A 16160-nucleotide genomic window follows, 5' to 3' on the forward strand; every position below is an offset into this window, starting at 1 on the left:
GAGATTAGGGATCGCGCCGGACAATTACGAGTCATTTGTGCGGAGCCTAAATTGCAGCGTCCCGAAATTCCGGCTGGACTGCCGGCCGACATCGAAGACAGGAAGGCGCGCGCCCGCGCCTGGTTCGAAGAGCTGCGCGATCGCATCTGCCTCGCCTTCGAGGCGCTGGAGGACCAGGTCGAGGGACCGCTGGCCTCCTGGGCGCCGGGTCGCTTCGAGCGCACGCCCTGGCAGCGCGACGAGGGCAAGGGCGGCGGCGGCATCATGTCGATGATGCATGGCCGGGTGTTCGAGAAGGTCGGCGTGCACACCTCGACTGTCCATGGCGAGTTTTCGCCCGAGTTCCGCAAGCAGATGCCGGGCGCCGAGGAAGACCCGCGCTTCTGGGCCTCCGGCATTTCGCTGATCGCACACCCGCAAAACCCCAACGTGCCGGCCGTGCACATGAACACCCGCATGGTCGCGACCTCGCGCTGGTGGTTCGGCGGCGGCGCCGACCTGACCCCGGTGCTCGATCGCCGGCGCACTCAGGAAGACGCCGATACCGTCGCCTTCCACAAGGCGATGCAGTTCGCCTGCGCCAAGCACCCCGGCGTTGCCGACTACGGCAAATACAAGGACTGGTGCGACGAGTATTTCTTCCTGCCGCACCGCAACGAGCCGCGCGGCACCGGCGGCATTTTCTTCGACTGGCAGCATTCGCCGGAGGAAAAGGGCGGCTGGGACGCCGACTTCCGCTTCGTCCAGGATGTCGGCCGCGCCTTCCTCGTCGCCTACCAGCATCTCGTGCGCCAGAACTTCAACACCAACTGGACCGACGGCGACCGCGACGAGCAGCTGGTGCGCCGCGGCCGCTATGTCGAGTTCAACCTGCTCTACGACCGCGGCACGATCTTCGGCCTCAAGACCGGCGGCAACATCGCCTCGATCCTGTCGAGCATGCCGCCCGAGGTCAGGTGGCCGTAAACGCCGGATTGCGCAAACTACGCTGATAGCGTACAAAGACGGCAGCTGACGGATGCTGCATGAAGATTTCGTTCGATCCGGCCAAGGACGAATGGACCCGGGCCGAGCGAGGTTTCTCGCTGGCGCTCGGGGCGGAGGTGATCCGCAACAAGGTCGCCACTTTCCTGGATGACCGGCACGACTATGGTGAGGATCGCTTCGTCACCTTCGGCCATGTCGAGGCGCGGCTCTACGTTTGCGTGTTTACGATGCGAGACACGGCCGTTCACATCATCTCGCTGAGGAAGGCCAACGACCGGGAGATTTCAAGATATGGTCGATGACATCGACAATCCCGATTGGACCGAGGAACGGACACGCCCGCTCGATGCGGCTGCCAAGTTGAAGCTCGTGCGCGGGCTGCTGGACATGAGCCAGGGCGACTTTGCCGCCCTGCTCGGCATACCTGTCACCACGCTGCAAAACTGGGAACAGCGGCGCACCGAACCGGATGCCGTCGCAAGGACCCTGATCGACCTGATCCATGACGACCCGCAGGAGATGCGGGCGCGCATGATGCGGCGCAACGCGGCTTGAGCGCGTTGCATGGCTGCCTTGCCCGCCGTCGCATTGACGTGCGGGCGGCAAAGCTTTAGAGAGCGCGCTTTCCTTGGCCCTCGTCCCGCTGTGACGGGCCTCGCTCTCATTGGAAGACTTTCGTGACGATTTTCGACAACATGGTTCCGGCGCTGGCCGGGGCGCTCGCCGCGCGTGGCTACGAAACGCTGACCCCGGTGCAAACCTCCGTGCTGGCCCCCGAGGCCGACGGCGTCGACCTCCTGGTCTCGGCGCAGACCGGCTCGGGCAAGACCGTGGCCTTCGGCATTGCCATCGCCCCCACCCTGCTGGACGGCCGCGAGCGTTTCACGCCAGGGGCAGCGCCAAGCGCCGTCATCATCGCGCCGACCCGCGAGCTCGCCATCCAGGTCCGCCGCGAATTCGAATGGCTCTACGCCGCGACCGGCGCCCGCATCGCGTCCTGCGTCGGCGGCATGGACATGCGCAAGGAGCGCCGCGCGCTCGATGAAGGCGCCGACATCGTCGTCGGCACGCCGGGCCGCCTGCGCGACCACATCACCCGCGGTTCGCTCGACATCTCTGGCCTGCGCGCAGTCGTGCTCGACGAAGCCGACGAAATGCTCGACCTCGGCTTCCGCGAAGACCTCGAGTTCATCCTGGCGGCAGCGCCGCAGGAGCGCCGCACGCTGCTGTTTTCGGCAACCGTTCCGCCGCAGATCGCCCAGATGGCGAAGCGCTTCCAGCGCAACGCGCTGCGCATCACCGCCGCCGGCGAGAGCCGCCAGCACGACGACATCGAATACCGTTCCGTGCTCGTGGCGCCGCCCGAGCGCGAGAACGCCATCATCAACACGCTGCTCTATTTCGACGCGCGCAGCACCATGGTGTTCTGCGCGACGCGTGAAGCGGTCAAGCATTTCTCGGCCCGGCTCGCCAATCGCGGCTTTGCCGTCGTTGCGCTGTCGGGCGAACTGAGCCAGGCCGAGCGCAACAACGCACTGCAGGCGATGCGCGACGGCCGTGCCCGCGTCTGCGTGGCGACCGACGTCGCCGCCCGCGGCATCGACCTGCCCAATCTCGACCTGGTCATCCACGCCGACCTGCCGACCAATCCGGACACGCTGCTGCACCGCTCGGGCCGCACCGGCCGCGCCGGCCGCAAGGGCGTCTGCGTGCTGATCGTGCCGTTCCATCGCCGCGGCAGCGCCGCCCGCCTGCTCAAGCTGGCAAAGCTCGAGGCGACGACCCAGTCGGCTCCGGGACCGGCCGAGATCGACGCCCGCAACCGCGAGCGCATGCTGGCCGAACTCGCCAGCGCCGAGGCCCCCGCCGAGGACGAGGCCGCACAGGTCGCCGAGATCCTCGCCGCCCATTCGGCAGAGACGATCGCCCTTGCCTGGCTGCGCCAGCAGATGGCCTCGCGCCCGGCGGCGGAAGAACTGTCCGACCGCCCGATGCCTGCCTTCGACGCGGCCAAGGCCGAACGTCCCGACAACCGCTTCGAAAGCGGCGTCTGGTTCGCCGTCTCGGTCGGCCGCAAGCACCGCGCCGAACCGCGCTGGCTGCTGCCGCTGATCTGCAAGGCCGGCCGCGTGACCAAGCGCGAAATCGGCTCGATCCGCATCTTCGAGAACGATTCGCATTTCGAGATCATCGCCGAGCGCGCGGACGCCTTTGCCGCGGCGGTTGAGGAACAGGGCACCGGCGAAAAGGGCGTGACCATCACCCGGACCGGCAGCGCCCCCGCCCCCGACCATGGCGCAAAGCCGAAGAAGCAGCACCGCAAGGGCCAGTACGATCCTTCCGACAAGCCGCCCTTCAAGAAGAAGGGTTTCGAAAAGAAGCCCTACGAGAAGAAGCCTTTCGAAAAACGCTCCGGCGACAAGCCTGCCTTCGACAAGCCCGCTTACGGCAAGCCGGCGGGCGCCGGCGCGGCCAAGAAGTACAAGCCGAAGAAGAAGTTCGGCGAGTAAGGGCGGCCCGACGACCTGCGGCTTTTGGCTGCATCAGCCTTTGCCACAATCGATGCCACAAAGTGAAAATCTGGCGTCGATTGTGGCTAAGCCACCGTTTCGAAATATGTTTTTCGTCTAATATTTCCCCGGCAAGACAGGTCTATTTCTATCGCCGGGGCCGGGAAACGCCGGCGGTTCGAACCGCGACGCGACGTGACCGGACGGCCCTTCACAAAGGTGGGTAAGCCCATCGGGCGCCCGCATTCGTCGGAGAGCATGCCATGCGCAAGCTTCTTGTTCCGGCAGCCGCTGCTGCCATTCTCGCAACCTCTGCCGTAGCCTTCGCCGCCGTCCAGCATACGGACGGCACGATCAAGACCTTCGATGCCAAGGCAATGAGCCTGACCCTGGCCGACGGCTCGTCCTTCGTGCTGCCCAAGAAGTTCAAGGACCCCGGCCTGAAGGCAGGCGAGAAGGTGTCGATCTCCTGGGACATGAGCGGCAAGAACAAGGTCGCCGAAGCCGTGAAGATCATGAAGTAGCGCGGCTTCGCGATTGATTTCCAGAAGGGCGGAACCAAGGTTTCGCCCTTCTTTCGTTTCGGAGGGCTCCGTGCGGAATCGGTTTTTCAGCAAGCCGGCGCAAGCATTTGCAATGATTCCGGTTTCCGCCCCTCACAGCCCCTGCATCAGGCAAATTTCGCGCTGGCCCAAGCCCCGCGCAACCAAATCACCGGATTGCATGTTATAGTTCATCCCCGAAACCGGACGAGGAAGGAGACATCCGATGAAGGAATTTCAATGCGGGTCACTTGTCCCCGGCTGCCAGTGGCACACGCGCCACGAGGACGAAGCTGAGATCATGCGCCGCGTCGCCGAACACCTGCGCGAGACGCATGGCGAAACCATCATCCGCGAGACGATGATCGAAGCGATCCGCTCGCGCATCGAGAAGGTCCGCGACGCGGCCTGATCAGGCCTTGAGCCTTGCAGCGGCGCGCTCGAGCAGCGCGTCGCGCTCCAGCGAAAAGCCGCTGTCGACCCACTCCGTTTCCAACGTCTTGAGCAGCGCGCCAAGGGCGGGGCCCTCGACGCCGAGCGATGCCAGATCGCCGCCACGCAGCGGGAAATCGGGCTTCTGCCACCTGTCGGCGAATGCCAGAAGGCGGAAGTAACCGCCGGCCTCGATCAGCGCCTTGTCGTCCTGCTCGGCGCGGCCGCGCGCCGAGGCGAGATCGAGGCGCAGGCGGTCGCGGATGCCCTCGACGTCGCCGCGATAGAGCCGCCTGGCCAGATCGCCTTCGGTCGTCGCCGGCTCAACCTTCGCGGTCGCCGCCCACTGCACCAGCCTGTCGGTGTCGGCATTGGACAGCCGCAGCCGCTCGCCGAGCGCCGTCATGCGCGCCGCGTCCGGCGGCACGATCGAAGACAGGCGCAACAACGGATCGGCGGCCCAGCCGAGATCGCCCTCAGCCCGGACCAGCGCATGGATGGCGTCGATGCCCCACTTCTCGCTTTCCGGCAGCACCGCGGTCAGCACGCCGGCCTGCCGCATCCACAGCAGGGCGCGCGAAGGATCCGGGGCGGCAAGCAGGCGCTTCAGTTCCGACCAGACCCGCTCGGCCGAAAGCCGGGAAATCCCATCTTTCAGCCGCGCGCAGGCCTTCAGCCCCTCGGCATCCGGGCGGCCCTTGCCGTACCAGGCGAAGAAGCGGAAGAAGCGCAGGATGCGCAGGTAGTCCTCGCGGATGCGGGTTTCGGCATCGCCGATGAAACGCAGCGTGCGGCTTTCCAGGTCGGCAAGGCCGCCGACCAGGTCGACCACGCTGCCGTCGGCATTGGCGTAGAGCGCGTTGATGGTGAAGTCGCGCCGCTCGGCGTCACGCTTCCAGTCACGGCCGAAGACGACCTTGGCGCGGCGGCCGTCTGTCTCGACATCGGCACGCAGCGTGGTGACCTCGAACGGCTTGCCGCCCGATATGACCGTGATGGTGCCGTGCTCGGCCCCGGTGGGTACGGTCTTGAAGCCGGCCGCCTCGGCCCGGCGCACCGTCTCTTCGGGCAAGTTGGTGGTGGCGATGTCGACATCCGCGACGGCCTCGCCGAGCAATGCGTTGCGTACGGCGCCGCCGGCGATGCGCACCTCTTCGCCGTCGGCGTTCAGGACAGCCAGCAGCTTCTGCAGCTGCGCGTCATCGAGCCAGGCGGCTCCGGCGATCGTGGAGCTCATGTGTAGAGCCTTTCGTAGAGCGCGCGGATGATGCCGGCGGTGACGCCCCAGATGTAACGTTCCTCATAGGGCATGGCGTAGAAGAAGCGTTCCCTGTCCTGCCAGGTCCGGCTGGCGCGGTCGTGGTTGGCCGGATCCATCAGGAACCCCAGCGGCACCTCGAAGACGTCGTCGACCTCGTCCGCGTTGAGGGTGAGAAGGAACCCGGGGCGGACGACGCCGAGAACCGGGGCGATGCGATAGCCGCTGCCGGTGACGTAGTCTGGAAGCCGGCCGATAATGTCGATGTAATCGGAGGTTAGCCCGATTTCCTCCAGGGTCTCGCGCAACGCCGCAGCCTCCGGCGAGACGTCGTCGGGATCGATGCGGCCGCCGGGAAAGGCGATCTGGCCGGAGTGGCTCTTCAGCTTTTCCGCCCGCTTGGTGAGGATGATGGTCGAAGCGTCGCCATGGTCGACCACCGGGATCAGCACGGCTGCGTCGCGCAAGCTGTCATGCACGAACAGCTCGCGCATGTCGGGATTGAGCAGATGGTCGCCATAGTCGGCGACGGCATCGTTGAGATGCTCCTGCGCCGCGCGCTGGCGGAAGTCCTGCGCCGAATAATGCGCTGCCGGGGAACGGACCATCACGCGCTCAGCCGCTCCAGCCTGTCCCAGGGCATCATGGGATAGACCTCGCCCTTCGAGCGCACCGCAAACATGTCCTTGCCGTCGATCTCGATGCGTTCGCCATGCTCGACGAGTTCGTACATCACCGAACGCGCGACCAGCGCTTCCAGCCGCCCGCGCACCAACAGATACGGCTTGAGGCCGCCTGTCTCGGGCTCGTCGACGAAGCGCAGCGGATGCTCGGGCCCGGCCTCGACGACGTCGCCGACATTGGTGCGGAAGGTCAGAACCTGTCCGGCGCCCTCGCCCAGGACGTTCATCTCGACGGCGACGAAATGCGCATCGACGACGCGGATGCCAACCCTTTCCACCGGGGTGACGAGGTAGGTCCGGCCGTCTTCGTCCTTGCGCAGCACGGTCGAGAACAGCTGCACCAGCGGCATGCGGCCGATCGGCGTGCCGAGATAGAACCAGGTGCCGTCAGGCCGGATCTCCATGTCGAGATCGCCGCAGAAATCCGGGTTCCAGCGTTCCACCGGCGGCAGGCCCTTGCCGGCGCGGGCAGCGCGCGAGATGAGAGCCTCCAGCCCGGCCGCGTCGCTTGCGCGGGCCAGTCCGTCGTCGCTTTTTGCCTCGCGGCTGTTGTCCAGATCGGCAGTCATGGTCACGAAATAGTCACTGTTGTTGCGCTTGTCAGCATAGGCAAGTGATTTAAGTTCAATGCGAAGACCGCGCCAAGGTGCGGGCATGGAGATCGCGACGCCCGGGATCGTTTGACCTCAGGGGATTGGGTGGCAAGCGCCAGCTTCGGATGGGCGGCGCCGCAGGCCGAAGGGCAAAAAGTCCAGGGCAGTTTTACGTAGCGGCAGCGTGTCCGGATGGACGCGACAGGCACGCTGTAGCATCTTGAGTTTGCGCATCGGCGACCGGAGAATCGGTTACGGTCCCGGGACGCCAGAAGAAGGATCCGGCCCATATGAGCGTGATGACCAGGGAAACCATGAGCGAGAGCGAAATGATCGCCGCGGCCGAACTCGCGCTCGCCGACATCGCCAAGATCCGTGCCGGCGTCGGGCGCGTCATCTTCGGCCAGGAAAGCGTCGTCGAGCGCACGCTGGTGGCCCTGCTCGCCGGCGGCCATGCGCTGCTGGTCGGCGTTCCCGGCCTCGCCAAGACCAAGCTGGTGGAAACGCTGGGTGTCGTGCTCGGCCTCGATTCGCGGCGCATCCAGTTCACCCCCGACCTGATGCCGTCCGACATCCTCGGCTCCGAGGTGATGGAGCAGGACGACCAGGGCAAGCGCTCCTTCCGCTTCATTTCCGGGCCGATCTTCGCGCAACTCCTGATGGCCGACGAGATCAACCGCGCCAGCCCGCGCACCCAGTCGGCCCTGCTGCAGGCGATGCAGGAATATCACGTCACCGTCGCCGGCGAACGCCACGACCTGCCCGCGCCCTTCCATGTGTTGGCGACGCAGAACCCGCTGGAACAGGAAGGCACCTACCCGCTGCCGGAAGCCCAGCTCGACCGCTTCCTGATGCAGGTCGACATCCTCTATCCCGAACTCGAGGCGGAGCGCCGCATCCTTCTGGAAACCACCGGCATCGAGGACGCCAAGGCCCAGAACGTGCTCGATCCGGAGCGGCTGAAGGACATCCAGCACCTGATCCGGCGCATGCCGGTGCCTGAAAGCGTGGTCGAGGCGATCCTCAAGCTGGTCCGCTCGGCCCGTCCCGGCCAGGGCCACGGCGAGACCGACAAGCATGTGTCGTGGGGTCCCGGCCCGCGCGCCAGCCAGGCGCTGACTTTGTGCGCCAGGGCGCGTGCGCTCTATGACGGCCGCCTCGCACCGTCGATCGACGACATCCGCGCGCTGGCCGAACCGGTGCTGCAGCACCGCATGGCGCTGACTTTTGCCGCCCGTGCCGAAGGCATGACGGTCCGCGACGTGGTGGCGCGGCTGGTCAAGGACATCTGATGGCGCGCATCGGCGAGGCATCGGCACCGGTTGCGACCAGCGATGCGCTTGCCCGCGGCAGGCTGCGCGCATCGCTGGTGCCTGACCTGCTGGTCGAGGCCCGCCGCATCGTCAACACGGTGATCGCCGGCTGGCACGGCCGCAAGAAACGCGGCATCGGCGAGAATTTCTGGCAGTTCCGGCCCTATGTCCAGGGCGAGGCGATGGCCCGCATCGACTGGCGCCGCTCGGCCCGCGACGACCACACCTATGTCCGCGACCGCGAATGGGAAGCTGCCCACACCGTCTGGCTGTGGGCCGACCTGTCGCCGTCGATGCTCTACAAGTCGAAATCCGCGACGGTGTCGAAGGAATCGCGCGCGCTGGTGCTGATCTTCGCGCTGGCCGAACTCCTGTCGCGCAGCGGCGAGCGCATCGCCTGGCCGGGACTGACCGACCCGTTCAGCGCCCGCAACGGCGCCGAGCGGCTGGGCTCGCATCTGGCGCAGGCGATGTCGCCGCCGCCAAAGCCCGATCTGTCGGGCATCCGCCGCTTTTCCGACATCGTCATCGTCGGCGACTTCCTCGACCCGGTCGAAGAGACGATGGCCTGGCTCGACACGCTCGCCCGCCACGGTGCCCGCGCCCATCTGATCGAGGTCGCCGATCCGGCCGAGGAAAGCTTTCCGTATGCCGGACGGACCGAGTTCACCGATCCCGAAACGGGCGACAAGCTGACCGCCGGACGCGCCGAACAACTGGCCGAAGATTATCGCAACCTCTATTCGGCGCGCCGCCACGAGCTTGCCTCCTGGTGCAAGCGGCTGGGCTGGAGCTACACGGTCAACCACACCGACCGGCTTGCCTCGGACGCGCTGGTGCATGTGCATCTGGCGCTGACCGCCGAAGGCCACGGACCGGGGGGCCGCCGATGAGCTGGCTGCCGCTGTCCTTCGGCGCGCCGGCGGTCCTGTGGGGCCTGCTGGCATTGCCCGTCATCTGGTGGCTGCTCAGGCTGACGCCGCCCAAGCCGCAGGCAGAGATATTCCCGCCGCTGAAGATCCTGGCTAAGGTGTTCAAGAAAGAAGAGACGCCGCACCAGAGCCCGTGGTGGCTGACGCTGCTCAGGCTGCTGATGGCAGCGCTTGTCGTTCTGGCGCTGGCCGAACCGATCTTCAACCCGCGCGAAAAGCTGCCGACGGGCGGTACGGCGCTGGCGCTGGTCGTCGACAATGGCTGGGCGAGCGCGCCGGACTGGAAGCGCCGCACGGCCACGGCCGAGCGGCTGATTGCCGATGCCGGTGCCGACGGCCAGCCCGTGGTGCTGGCCTTCACCGCCGAGAAGCCGAATGCCGAGATCGGCCCCTTCGACGCCCAGGCGGCACTCGACCGGCTGCGCGCCGCCGAACCGCGGCCGGTGCCGACCGACAGGGGCCCGGTCTACGCCCGTGTCGCAACGGTGCTGGCCACGCTGCCGGGCGCCAGCGTGGCCGTGCTCGACGACGGGCTGGCCAGTGCCGGCGACGAACAGGCGTTTTCCACCCTGTTCGGCCAGAGCCCGCCGAACGTACTGTGGGCGTCCCCGGAACGGCTCGACGCCAGGGGCCTGACATCGGCCGAGAACGAGATGGAAGGCTTCGCCCTGACCGCGATCCGCGCGCCCGGCGATCCGGCACCCGGTGCGGTGACCGCAGGCGCCTTCGACGACAAGGGCCGCCGTATCGCCGACGCCACACTGACCTTCGCCCCGGGCGAGACGGTGGCCACCGGCACCATGACCGTGCCCTTCGAACTGCGCAACGATTTCGCCTCGATCGCCCTCGATGGCCAGGCCCAGGCCGGCGCGGTGCGGGTGCTCGACGACAGCTCCAAGCGCCGCCGCGTCGGACTGCTGTCGCAATCGGATGCAGACGATTCGCAACCGCTCCTGGCACCGCTCTATTACATCCGGCGCGCGCTCGAACCCTTTGCCGACCTCAGCGAGCCGGCGAGTTCGGACCTTGCCGAGGCGATCCCGCAGTTGATCGACCAGAAGCCGGCGATGATCGTCATGGCCGACGTCGGCACCATTCCGCCGCAGGCGCGCGAAAGGCTGCTCAAGTGGCTGAACGACGGCGGCACGCTGGTGCGTTTCGCCGGCTCGCGGCTGGCGGCGGCTGGCAATGACGAAGAGCTCCTGCCGGTGCGGCTGCGGCTCGGCGAGCGTTCGCTCGGCGGTGCCCTGTCCTGGACGGCGCCACAGCCGGTCAGCGACTTCCCCGCCAGCGGACCGTTCGGCGACCTGGCCCCACCCAACGAGGTGACGGTGAGCCGGCAGGTGCTGGCCGAACCGACGCCCGACCTCGCGCAAAGCACCTGGGCCAACCTCGCCGACGGCACCCCGCTGGTGACCGGTGCCCGGCGCGGCAAGGGCACGCTGGTGCTGTTCCACATCGCGCCGCAAGCGACATGGTCGAACCTGCCGATCTCCGGCAGCTTCGTCGAGATGCTGCGCCGCATCGTGCAGCTGTCGCGCAACCAGGGCACGGCCACCGCCGGCACCGAAGGCAAGCCGGCGTCGCTGGCACCCTTCCGGATGATCTCGGCGGAGGGCCGCATCGTGCCGCCGCCGCCGGATGCCCGCCCGCTGCTCGCCGGCGCGGGCACCCTGCCCGTGACGCTCGAAAATCCGCCCGGCCTCTATGGCAGCGAAGAAGGCGTGCTTGCCCACAACCTGCTGAAGTCGGACAGCACGCTTTCGCCGCTGGTACGGCCTCAGCTCTCGGCACCGGTGACCGAAATACGCTACGCTTTCGACGAATCGCGCGATTTGAAAGGTCCGCTCGTGGCGGGAGCCCTGGCACTGATGGCGCTCGATACGCTGGCCGTCCTGTGGATGGGCGGCATGTTCTCGCGCCGTGGCGCCCGGCGCGCACGCACGGCCGGAACCGCGGCTGCCGTGCTGCTTTGCCTCGGCGCGCTGCTTGCCCAGCCCGATCATGCCCGCGCCGATGACACCAAGCCCGGCGACCTCGAAGCCGTGGAAGCGATCTCGCGCACCCGCATCGCCTATGTCCTGACCGGCCAAGCCTCGGTCGACGCGACCAGCCGGGCCGGCATCACCGGCCTGACCAAGTTCCTCGTCGAGAAGACCGCGCTGGAGCCGGGCGAACCAGCGGGCATCGACATCGCCAAGGACGAGCTTGCCTTCTACCCGCTGATCTATTGGCCGATCGACCCGGCGGCGGCGATGCCGAGCGAGGCAGCCATCGCCCGCGTCGACGCCTACATGAAACAGGGCGGCACGGTGCTTTTCGACACCCGCGACCAGTTTGCCAACGGCATCGGCGCCGATTCGGCGAGCCCCGCCACCGAACGACTGCGCGACATCCTCGCCAATCTCAACGTGCCGCCGCTGGAGCCGGTGCCGGCCGACCACGTGCTGACCAAGGCGTTTTTCATCCTTCCCGAGTTTCCCGGCCGCTTCAACGGCAGCCCGCTCTGGGTCGAGGCATCGCTCGAAGCGTCGAACGCCGAAGGCCGCCCGGTGCGCACCGGCGACGGGGTGACCCCGATCATGATCACCGCCAATGATTTCGCCGGCGCCTGGGCCGTCGACGAGAATGGCGAGCCGATGCTGCCGACTGTGCCGTCCGATCCGATGCAGCGCGTCTATGCGCTGCGCGCTGGCGTCAACATCATGATGTACATGCTGACCGGCAATTACAAATCCGACCAGGTGCACGTGCCGGTGCTGCTCGAACGGCTGGGGCAGTGACATGAACTGGTCCGTCGCCTTCGAGCCCCTGTTGTCGTGGCCGATACTGGCCGCCCTGCTCGTACCGCTGGCGCTGCTGGCGCTTGTCGGACTGTGGTTCCGCCAGCGCGGCGGATGGCTGAGATTGCTTGCGCTCGGCGCACTCGGCCTGGCCCTGGCCAACCCGGTGATCCTCGACGAGGAGCGCGAACCGCTGAAGAGCGTGGTCGCGATCGTCGTCGACCGCAGCCAGAGCCAGGAAATCGGCGAGCGCGCGACCCAGACCAATGCTGCCGTCGAGGGCCTCAAGGAGCGCCTGGCGCGCTTCCGCCAGTTCGAGGTGCGCGTGGTCGAGGCCGGCCGCGCCGACGCCGCCGACGACCGCACCGAGACACGCCTGTTTGCGGCCCTCGAAAGCGCGTTCCGCGACGTGCCGCCCTCGCGCATCGGCGGCGCGGTGATGGTGACCGACGGCCAGGTGCACGACGTGCCAGGCGCGCCTGCGATCAGCGCTCCGCTGCATGCGCTGATCACCGGCGAGGAGAACGAGCGCGACCGCCGCATCCGCTTCGAAAGCGCGCCGCGCTTCGGCATCGTCGGCAAGCCGCTCGACATGACCTACCGAGTGATCGACACCGGCGGCGCGGCTGGCGCCGTCGATGTGCGCGTCTCCATCAACGGCGTGCAGGTTTCGGTGCAGCGCGCCTTTGTCGGCCAGGAAATGCCGCTGCAGATCACCATCCCGAGCGCCGGCCGCAACATCGTCGAGCTGTCGATCGAGCGCGTCGATGGCGAGCTGACCGACACCAACAACCGCACCATCGCCTTGGTCGATGGCATCCGCGAGAACCTGCGGGTGCTGCTGGTCTCGGGCGAACCGCATGCCGGCGAACGGACCTGGCGTAACCTGCTCAAGTCCGACGCTTCCGTCGATCTCGTGCATTTCACCATCCTGCGGCCGCCGGAAAAGCAGGACGGCACGCCCATCAACGAACTGTCGCTGATTGCCTTCCCGACGCGCGAGCTGTTCGTCGAGCGCATCAACGACTTCGACCTGATCATCTTCGACCGCTACCAGCACCGCGACGTGCTGCCGATCCTCTATTACGATTACATCGCCGAATATGTCGAAAAGGGCGGTGCGCTGCTGATCGCCGCCGGCCCCGAATATGCCGGCGACCAGTCGATCGCCAACACGCCGCTGATCTCGGCCCTGCCCGCCATGCCCAATGGCGACGTCATTGAGAAGGCGTTCTACCCGCGCCTGACCGAACTCGGCCAGCGCCACCCCGTGACCCGCGGCCTCGAGGGCTCGGGCCAGGAGCCGCCACGCTGGAGCCGCTGGTTCCGCCAGATCGGCGTCGAGCAGCCCGACGGCGAGGTGGTGATGAAGGGTGCCGACGACCGGCCCCTGCTCCTGCTCGACCGCAAGGGCGAAGGCCGTGTCGGCATGTTCCTGTCCGACCAGGGCTGGCTGTGGGCGCGCGGCTATGAGGGCGGCGGCCCGCATGTCTCGCTCTATCGCCGCATCGCGCATTGGCTGATGAAGGAGCCGGAGCTCGAAGAAGAGCGCCTGACCGCCGACGGACGCGGCATGGTGCTCGACATCCGGCGCCAGACCATGCGCGACGAAGCAGGTTCGGCGCGTGTCATCACGCCCTCGGGCAAGACACTGGACGTGCCGTTGACCAAGAGCGATCCGGGCATATTCCTCGGCAGCGTCGAGACCAGCGAAATCGGCCTCTACCAGGTCGGCAATGGAGACCTGACCGCGCTTGCCCATGTCGGGCCGGTCAACGCGCCGGAATTCGCCGACGTCGTGTCGACCGAGAACGTGCTCAAGCCGGCGACCGATGCCACCGGCGGCGACGTGCGCCGGCTGGCGGCAACGGGCATTTCGGCCATTGCCGGCGGCATCTCCGTGCCGAACGTCGTGCCGGTGCGCGGCACCGCCGAAGCCTCGGGCCGCGACTGGCTCGGCTTCCGCACCACCGACGACAGCGTGCTCAAGTCGGTGTCGCGCGTGCCGCTGTTCGGCGGCTTCCTCGGCCTGGGCCTGCTGCTGCTGGCGCTCGGCTCGATGTGGTACCGCGAGGGACGATAGGCGGCGCCCGTTTCTCACTCCTCCGGCTCGGTGGTGAACTGCAGCGGGTAGCCCTTGGCCTTCCCTGCCTCCGTCGCCCGCGTCGCCTTGGTCTCGGCGACGTCGCGGGTGAACACGGCGACCACGCACACGCCGCGCTGGTGGGCGGTGATCATCACCCGATGCGCCTGGTCTTCCGACATGTGGAACTCGCCCTTGAGCACGGTGACGACGAAGTCGCGCGGGGTGAAATCGTCGTTGAGCAGGATGACCTTGTGCAGCTTCGGCCGCTCGGTCTTGAGGCGGGTCTTGGTGCGTGGCGCGGCTGTGGTTTCGGGCATGGCAAGGGGGCCTCATGCGCGGGCGTCCAGTATGGGATCGATCGCCCGGTTCCGCAACGCCGTGGACAGGTGCGAGCGGAACCATCGCGTGCCCCGGCCATTGAGAGGCAGGCCGGCGCCTTGCGAAAAGTGGGCGACAGATGTCGGAATCGGCGCCGGCCGTTCGTCCTGTGGACGTCGCAAACCAACGAGGAGACTGAAATGTCCTATGTCGATGGATTCCTGCTCGCCGTTCCGAAGAAGAACATCGAGGCCTACAAGGCCCTCGCCGGGAACGCCGGCAAGGTGTGGATGGATCATGGCGCAACCGCTTACGTCGAATGCCTGGCCGACGACGTGCCCTATGGCGAGGTGACATCCTTCCCGCGCGCGGTTCAGACCACCGAAGACGAGACGGTCGTCTTTGCATGGATCGTCTACCGCTCGCGCGAGCAGCGCGACGAGATCAACAAGAAGGTGATGGAAGACCCGCGCATGAAGAGCGAGCCGGAGTCCTGGCCGTTCGACGGCAAGCGCATGATCTATGGCGGCTTCAAGCCGTTCCTTGAGATGTGATCGCCTTGACGAGGACGGGGCGATTGCAGGGCAAAGCTGCAATCGCCCCGTTGACCGCGACAACTCTTCCGTGAATAAGGATGCAACCCGTTTATGGTGCATTGATCATATATTTCACGTATAAGTCGCAAACGGGTGCGGCCTTGAGACGGAACCACCCTGATGCAGCGTCTGTCGACCAATGACGTCCCGCCGCGCGACCGCCTGGCCTATCTGCACGATTTTGTCGCCCGACATGTCGCCGGCCTGCGCTTCCGGCCTGCCGACGCCGACAGCTTCGACTTCGACCTGTCCGCCTATTTCCTCGACCACGAAACGACGGTTGGCACCGCCTGCTATTCGGCCGTGCTCGGCGAGCGCCCAAGGGACCTGATGGCCGACGGCCGCCAGGACTATCTCATGACCATCCACACCACCGATTATGAGGTGGCCATCGCCGGCAAGGCCCCCCTGTCGATCAGGGCCGGCGACATCACTTTGGTCAACGAAGCCACCGCGATGGCTTTCGCCCTGCCCAACACGCTGCTCAAGGTCGTGTCGCTGAACGAGGCCCGACTTGCGGCGATCGCGCCACGTGTCCGCATGCAGCCGTTCCACCACATTCCGGCACAAGCCGTGGGAGCCTCGCTGCTGACCGGCTATGCCGACCTGCTGCGCGCCGCAGCACCGGACGGAGTGGCAGGCCGAACGCTTGCCGGCAACCATCTCTACGATCTCGCGGCCCTCGTCGTGCAAGGCGCGACCGACGCCGCCGCCGAACCGGTGCGCACCAGCCTGGGGGCTGCGCGGCTGGAACTTGTCAAGGCCGAGGTGCTGCGCCATTTGACCGATCCGGAACTGACCGTCACGGCCATAGCCCGGAGCCAGGGCGTCACCCCGCGCTATATCCAACGGCTGTTCGAGCAGGACGGCTCGACCTTCTCCGAATTCCTGCGCGATGCCCGGCTCGACCTCGCCGTCCGGTCGCTCGACAAAGGCGGTACGGAGGCCATCTCGGCCATTGCCTTCGACGCCGGCTTCGGCGACCTGTCCTATTTCAACCGCGTCTTCCGGCAGCGCTTCGGCACGACACCGAAGGAGATCAAGGCCGCAGCCCTGCGCCGCCGCCAGTAGTTCGGCCTTCACCGATTCGCCTCAGTCCGCATCTGTTCGTCCCCGGCCAAGACCGC

At 67.0% G+C, this 16160-nt stretch carries 16 protein-coding genes; 12 read left to right on the forward strand and 4 right to left on the reverse strand.

Translation table 11 applies throughout. From position 1 onward, the window contains the following. Positions 1-51 precede the first annotated feature (51 nt). The 6 genes from hemF to GGR00_RS13855 all read left to right on the forward strand — a co-directional run bounded on the left by hemF (position 52) and on the right by GGR00_RS13855 (position 4451). Positions 52-966, forward strand: a complete 915-nt coding sequence (gene hemF, locus GGR00_RS13830) for an oxygen-dependent coproporphyrinogen oxidase (RefSeq protein ID WP_055970513.1) — start codon at positions 52-54, stop codon at positions 964-966. Between the two features lie 59 nt (positions 967-1025). Further along, positions 1026-1289 carry a BrnT family toxin gene (locus tag GGR00_RS13835; protein ID WP_184699714.1) on the forward strand — a complete coding sequence of 88 codons (264 nt, stop codon included), beginning with the start codon at positions 1026-1028 and terminating at the stop codon, positions 1287-1289. Beyond that, positions 1279-1542 (forward strand): helix-turn-helix domain-containing protein, encoded by a 264-nt coding sequence (locus GGR00_RS13840; RefSeq protein WP_184699715.1) that lies wholly within the window; start codon positions 1279-1281, stop codon positions 1540-1542. Before GGR00_RS13835 ends, GGR00_RS13840 begins: the two co-directional genes overlap by 11 nt. A 122-nt stretch (positions 1543-1664) precedes the next feature. Then, on the forward strand, positions 1665-3497 hold the full coding sequence (locus GGR00_RS13845; protein ID WP_184699716.1) for a DEAD/DEAH box helicase: 1833 nt from the start codon (positions 1665-1667) through the stop codon (positions 3495-3497). 263 nt (positions 3498-3760) lie between these two features. Continuing rightward, entirely contained in the window at positions 3761-4021 is a 261-nt protein-coding gene (locus GGR00_RS13850) for a DUF1344 domain-containing protein (protein ID WP_055970518.1), read from the forward strand. Between the two features lie 244 nt (positions 4022-4265). Next, complete coding sequence (locus tag GGR00_RS13855; RefSeq protein WP_055970520.1) at positions 4266-4451, forward strand: DUF1059 domain-containing protein; 186 nt, start codon at positions 4266-4268, stop codon at positions 4449-4451. On the opposite strand, the gene GGR00_RS13860 is transcribed toward GGR00_RS13855, so the two are convergent. From GGR00_RS13860 to GGR00_RS13870, 3 genes are read right to left on the reverse strand one after another with little or no spacing between them, the layout of a single operon-like run. Next, on the reverse strand, positions 4452-5708 hold the full coding sequence (locus GGR00_RS13860; protein ID WP_184699717.1) for a CCA tRNA nucleotidyltransferase: 1257 nt from the start codon (positions 5706-5708) through the stop codon (positions 4452-4454). Beyond that, positions 5705-6337: a CoA pyrophosphatase gene (locus GGR00_RS13865; RefSeq protein ID WP_055970524.1), complete on the reverse strand. Its 633-nt coding sequence runs from the start codon at positions 6335-6337 to the stop codon at positions 5705-5707. The genes GGR00_RS13860 and GGR00_RS13865 overlap by 4 nt, the downstream gene beginning before the upstream one ends. Further along, positions 6337-6981, reverse strand: a complete 645-nt coding sequence (locus GGR00_RS13870) for a DUF1285 domain-containing protein (protein ID WP_184699747.1) — start codon at positions 6979-6981, stop codon at positions 6337-6339. The genes GGR00_RS13865 and GGR00_RS13870 overlap by 1 nt, the downstream gene beginning before the upstream one ends. Positions 6982-7295: 314 nt before the next feature. Here GGR00_RS13870 and GGR00_RS13875 point away from each other — a divergent pair, with 314 nt between their 5' ends. Genes GGR00_RS13875 through GGR00_RS13890 form a run of 4 tightly spaced genes read left to right on the forward strand, consistent with a single transcriptional unit; the run spans position 7296 to position 14116 of the window. After that, entirely contained in the window at positions 7296-8297 is a 1002-nt protein-coding gene (locus GGR00_RS13875; RefSeq protein WP_055970526.1) for an AAA family ATPase, read from the forward strand. After that, a complete protein-coding gene (locus tag GGR00_RS13880; protein ID WP_184699718.1) occupies positions 8297-9211 on the forward strand; it encodes a DUF58 domain-containing protein in 915 nt (304 codons plus the stop codon). The genes GGR00_RS13875 and GGR00_RS13880 overlap by 1 nt, the downstream gene beginning before the upstream one ends. Continuing rightward, on the forward strand, positions 9208-12033 hold the full coding sequence (locus GGR00_RS13885) for a DUF4159 domain-containing protein (protein WP_184699719.1): 2826 nt from the start codon (positions 9208-9210) through the stop codon (positions 12031-12033). The genes GGR00_RS13880 and GGR00_RS13885 overlap by 4 nt, the downstream gene beginning before the upstream one ends. 1 nt (position 12034) lies before the next feature. Then, the gene (locus tag GGR00_RS13890; RefSeq protein ID WP_184699720.1) at positions 12035-14116 is read left to right on the forward strand and encodes a hypothetical protein; all 2082 of its coding nucleotides are present in this window, start codon (positions 12035-12037) and stop codon (positions 14114-14116) included. Positions 14117-14130: 14 nt separating this feature from the next. Here the strand turns inward: GGR00_RS13890 and clpS are convergent, their stop codons facing one another. Further along, positions 14131-14436, reverse strand: a complete 306-nt coding sequence (gene clpS / locus GGR00_RS13895; RefSeq protein ID WP_055970533.1) for an ATP-dependent Clp protease adapter ClpS — start codon at positions 14434-14436, stop codon at positions 14131-14133. A 201-nt stretch (positions 14437-14637) separates the two neighbouring features. On the opposite strand from clpS, the gene GGR00_RS13900 reads away from it, so the two are divergent. Further along, positions 14638-14991: a DUF1428 domain-containing protein gene (locus GGR00_RS13900; protein WP_055970644.1), complete on the forward strand. Its 354-nt coding sequence runs from the start codon at positions 14638-14640 to the stop codon at positions 14989-14991. A 162-nt stretch (positions 14992-15153) separates the two neighbouring features. After that, positions 15154-16104: a helix-turn-helix transcriptional regulator gene (locus GGR00_RS13905; protein WP_184699721.1), complete on the forward strand. Its 951-nt coding sequence runs from the start codon at positions 15154-15156 to the stop codon at positions 16102-16104. The last annotated feature ends 56 nt before the right edge of the window (positions 16105-16160 follow it).

This window comes from Aminobacter aganoensis (genome assembly GCF_014206975.1).
Lineage (GTDB): Bacteria > Pseudomonadota > Alphaproteobacteria > Rhizobiales > Rhizobiaceae > Aminobacter > Aminobacter aganoensis.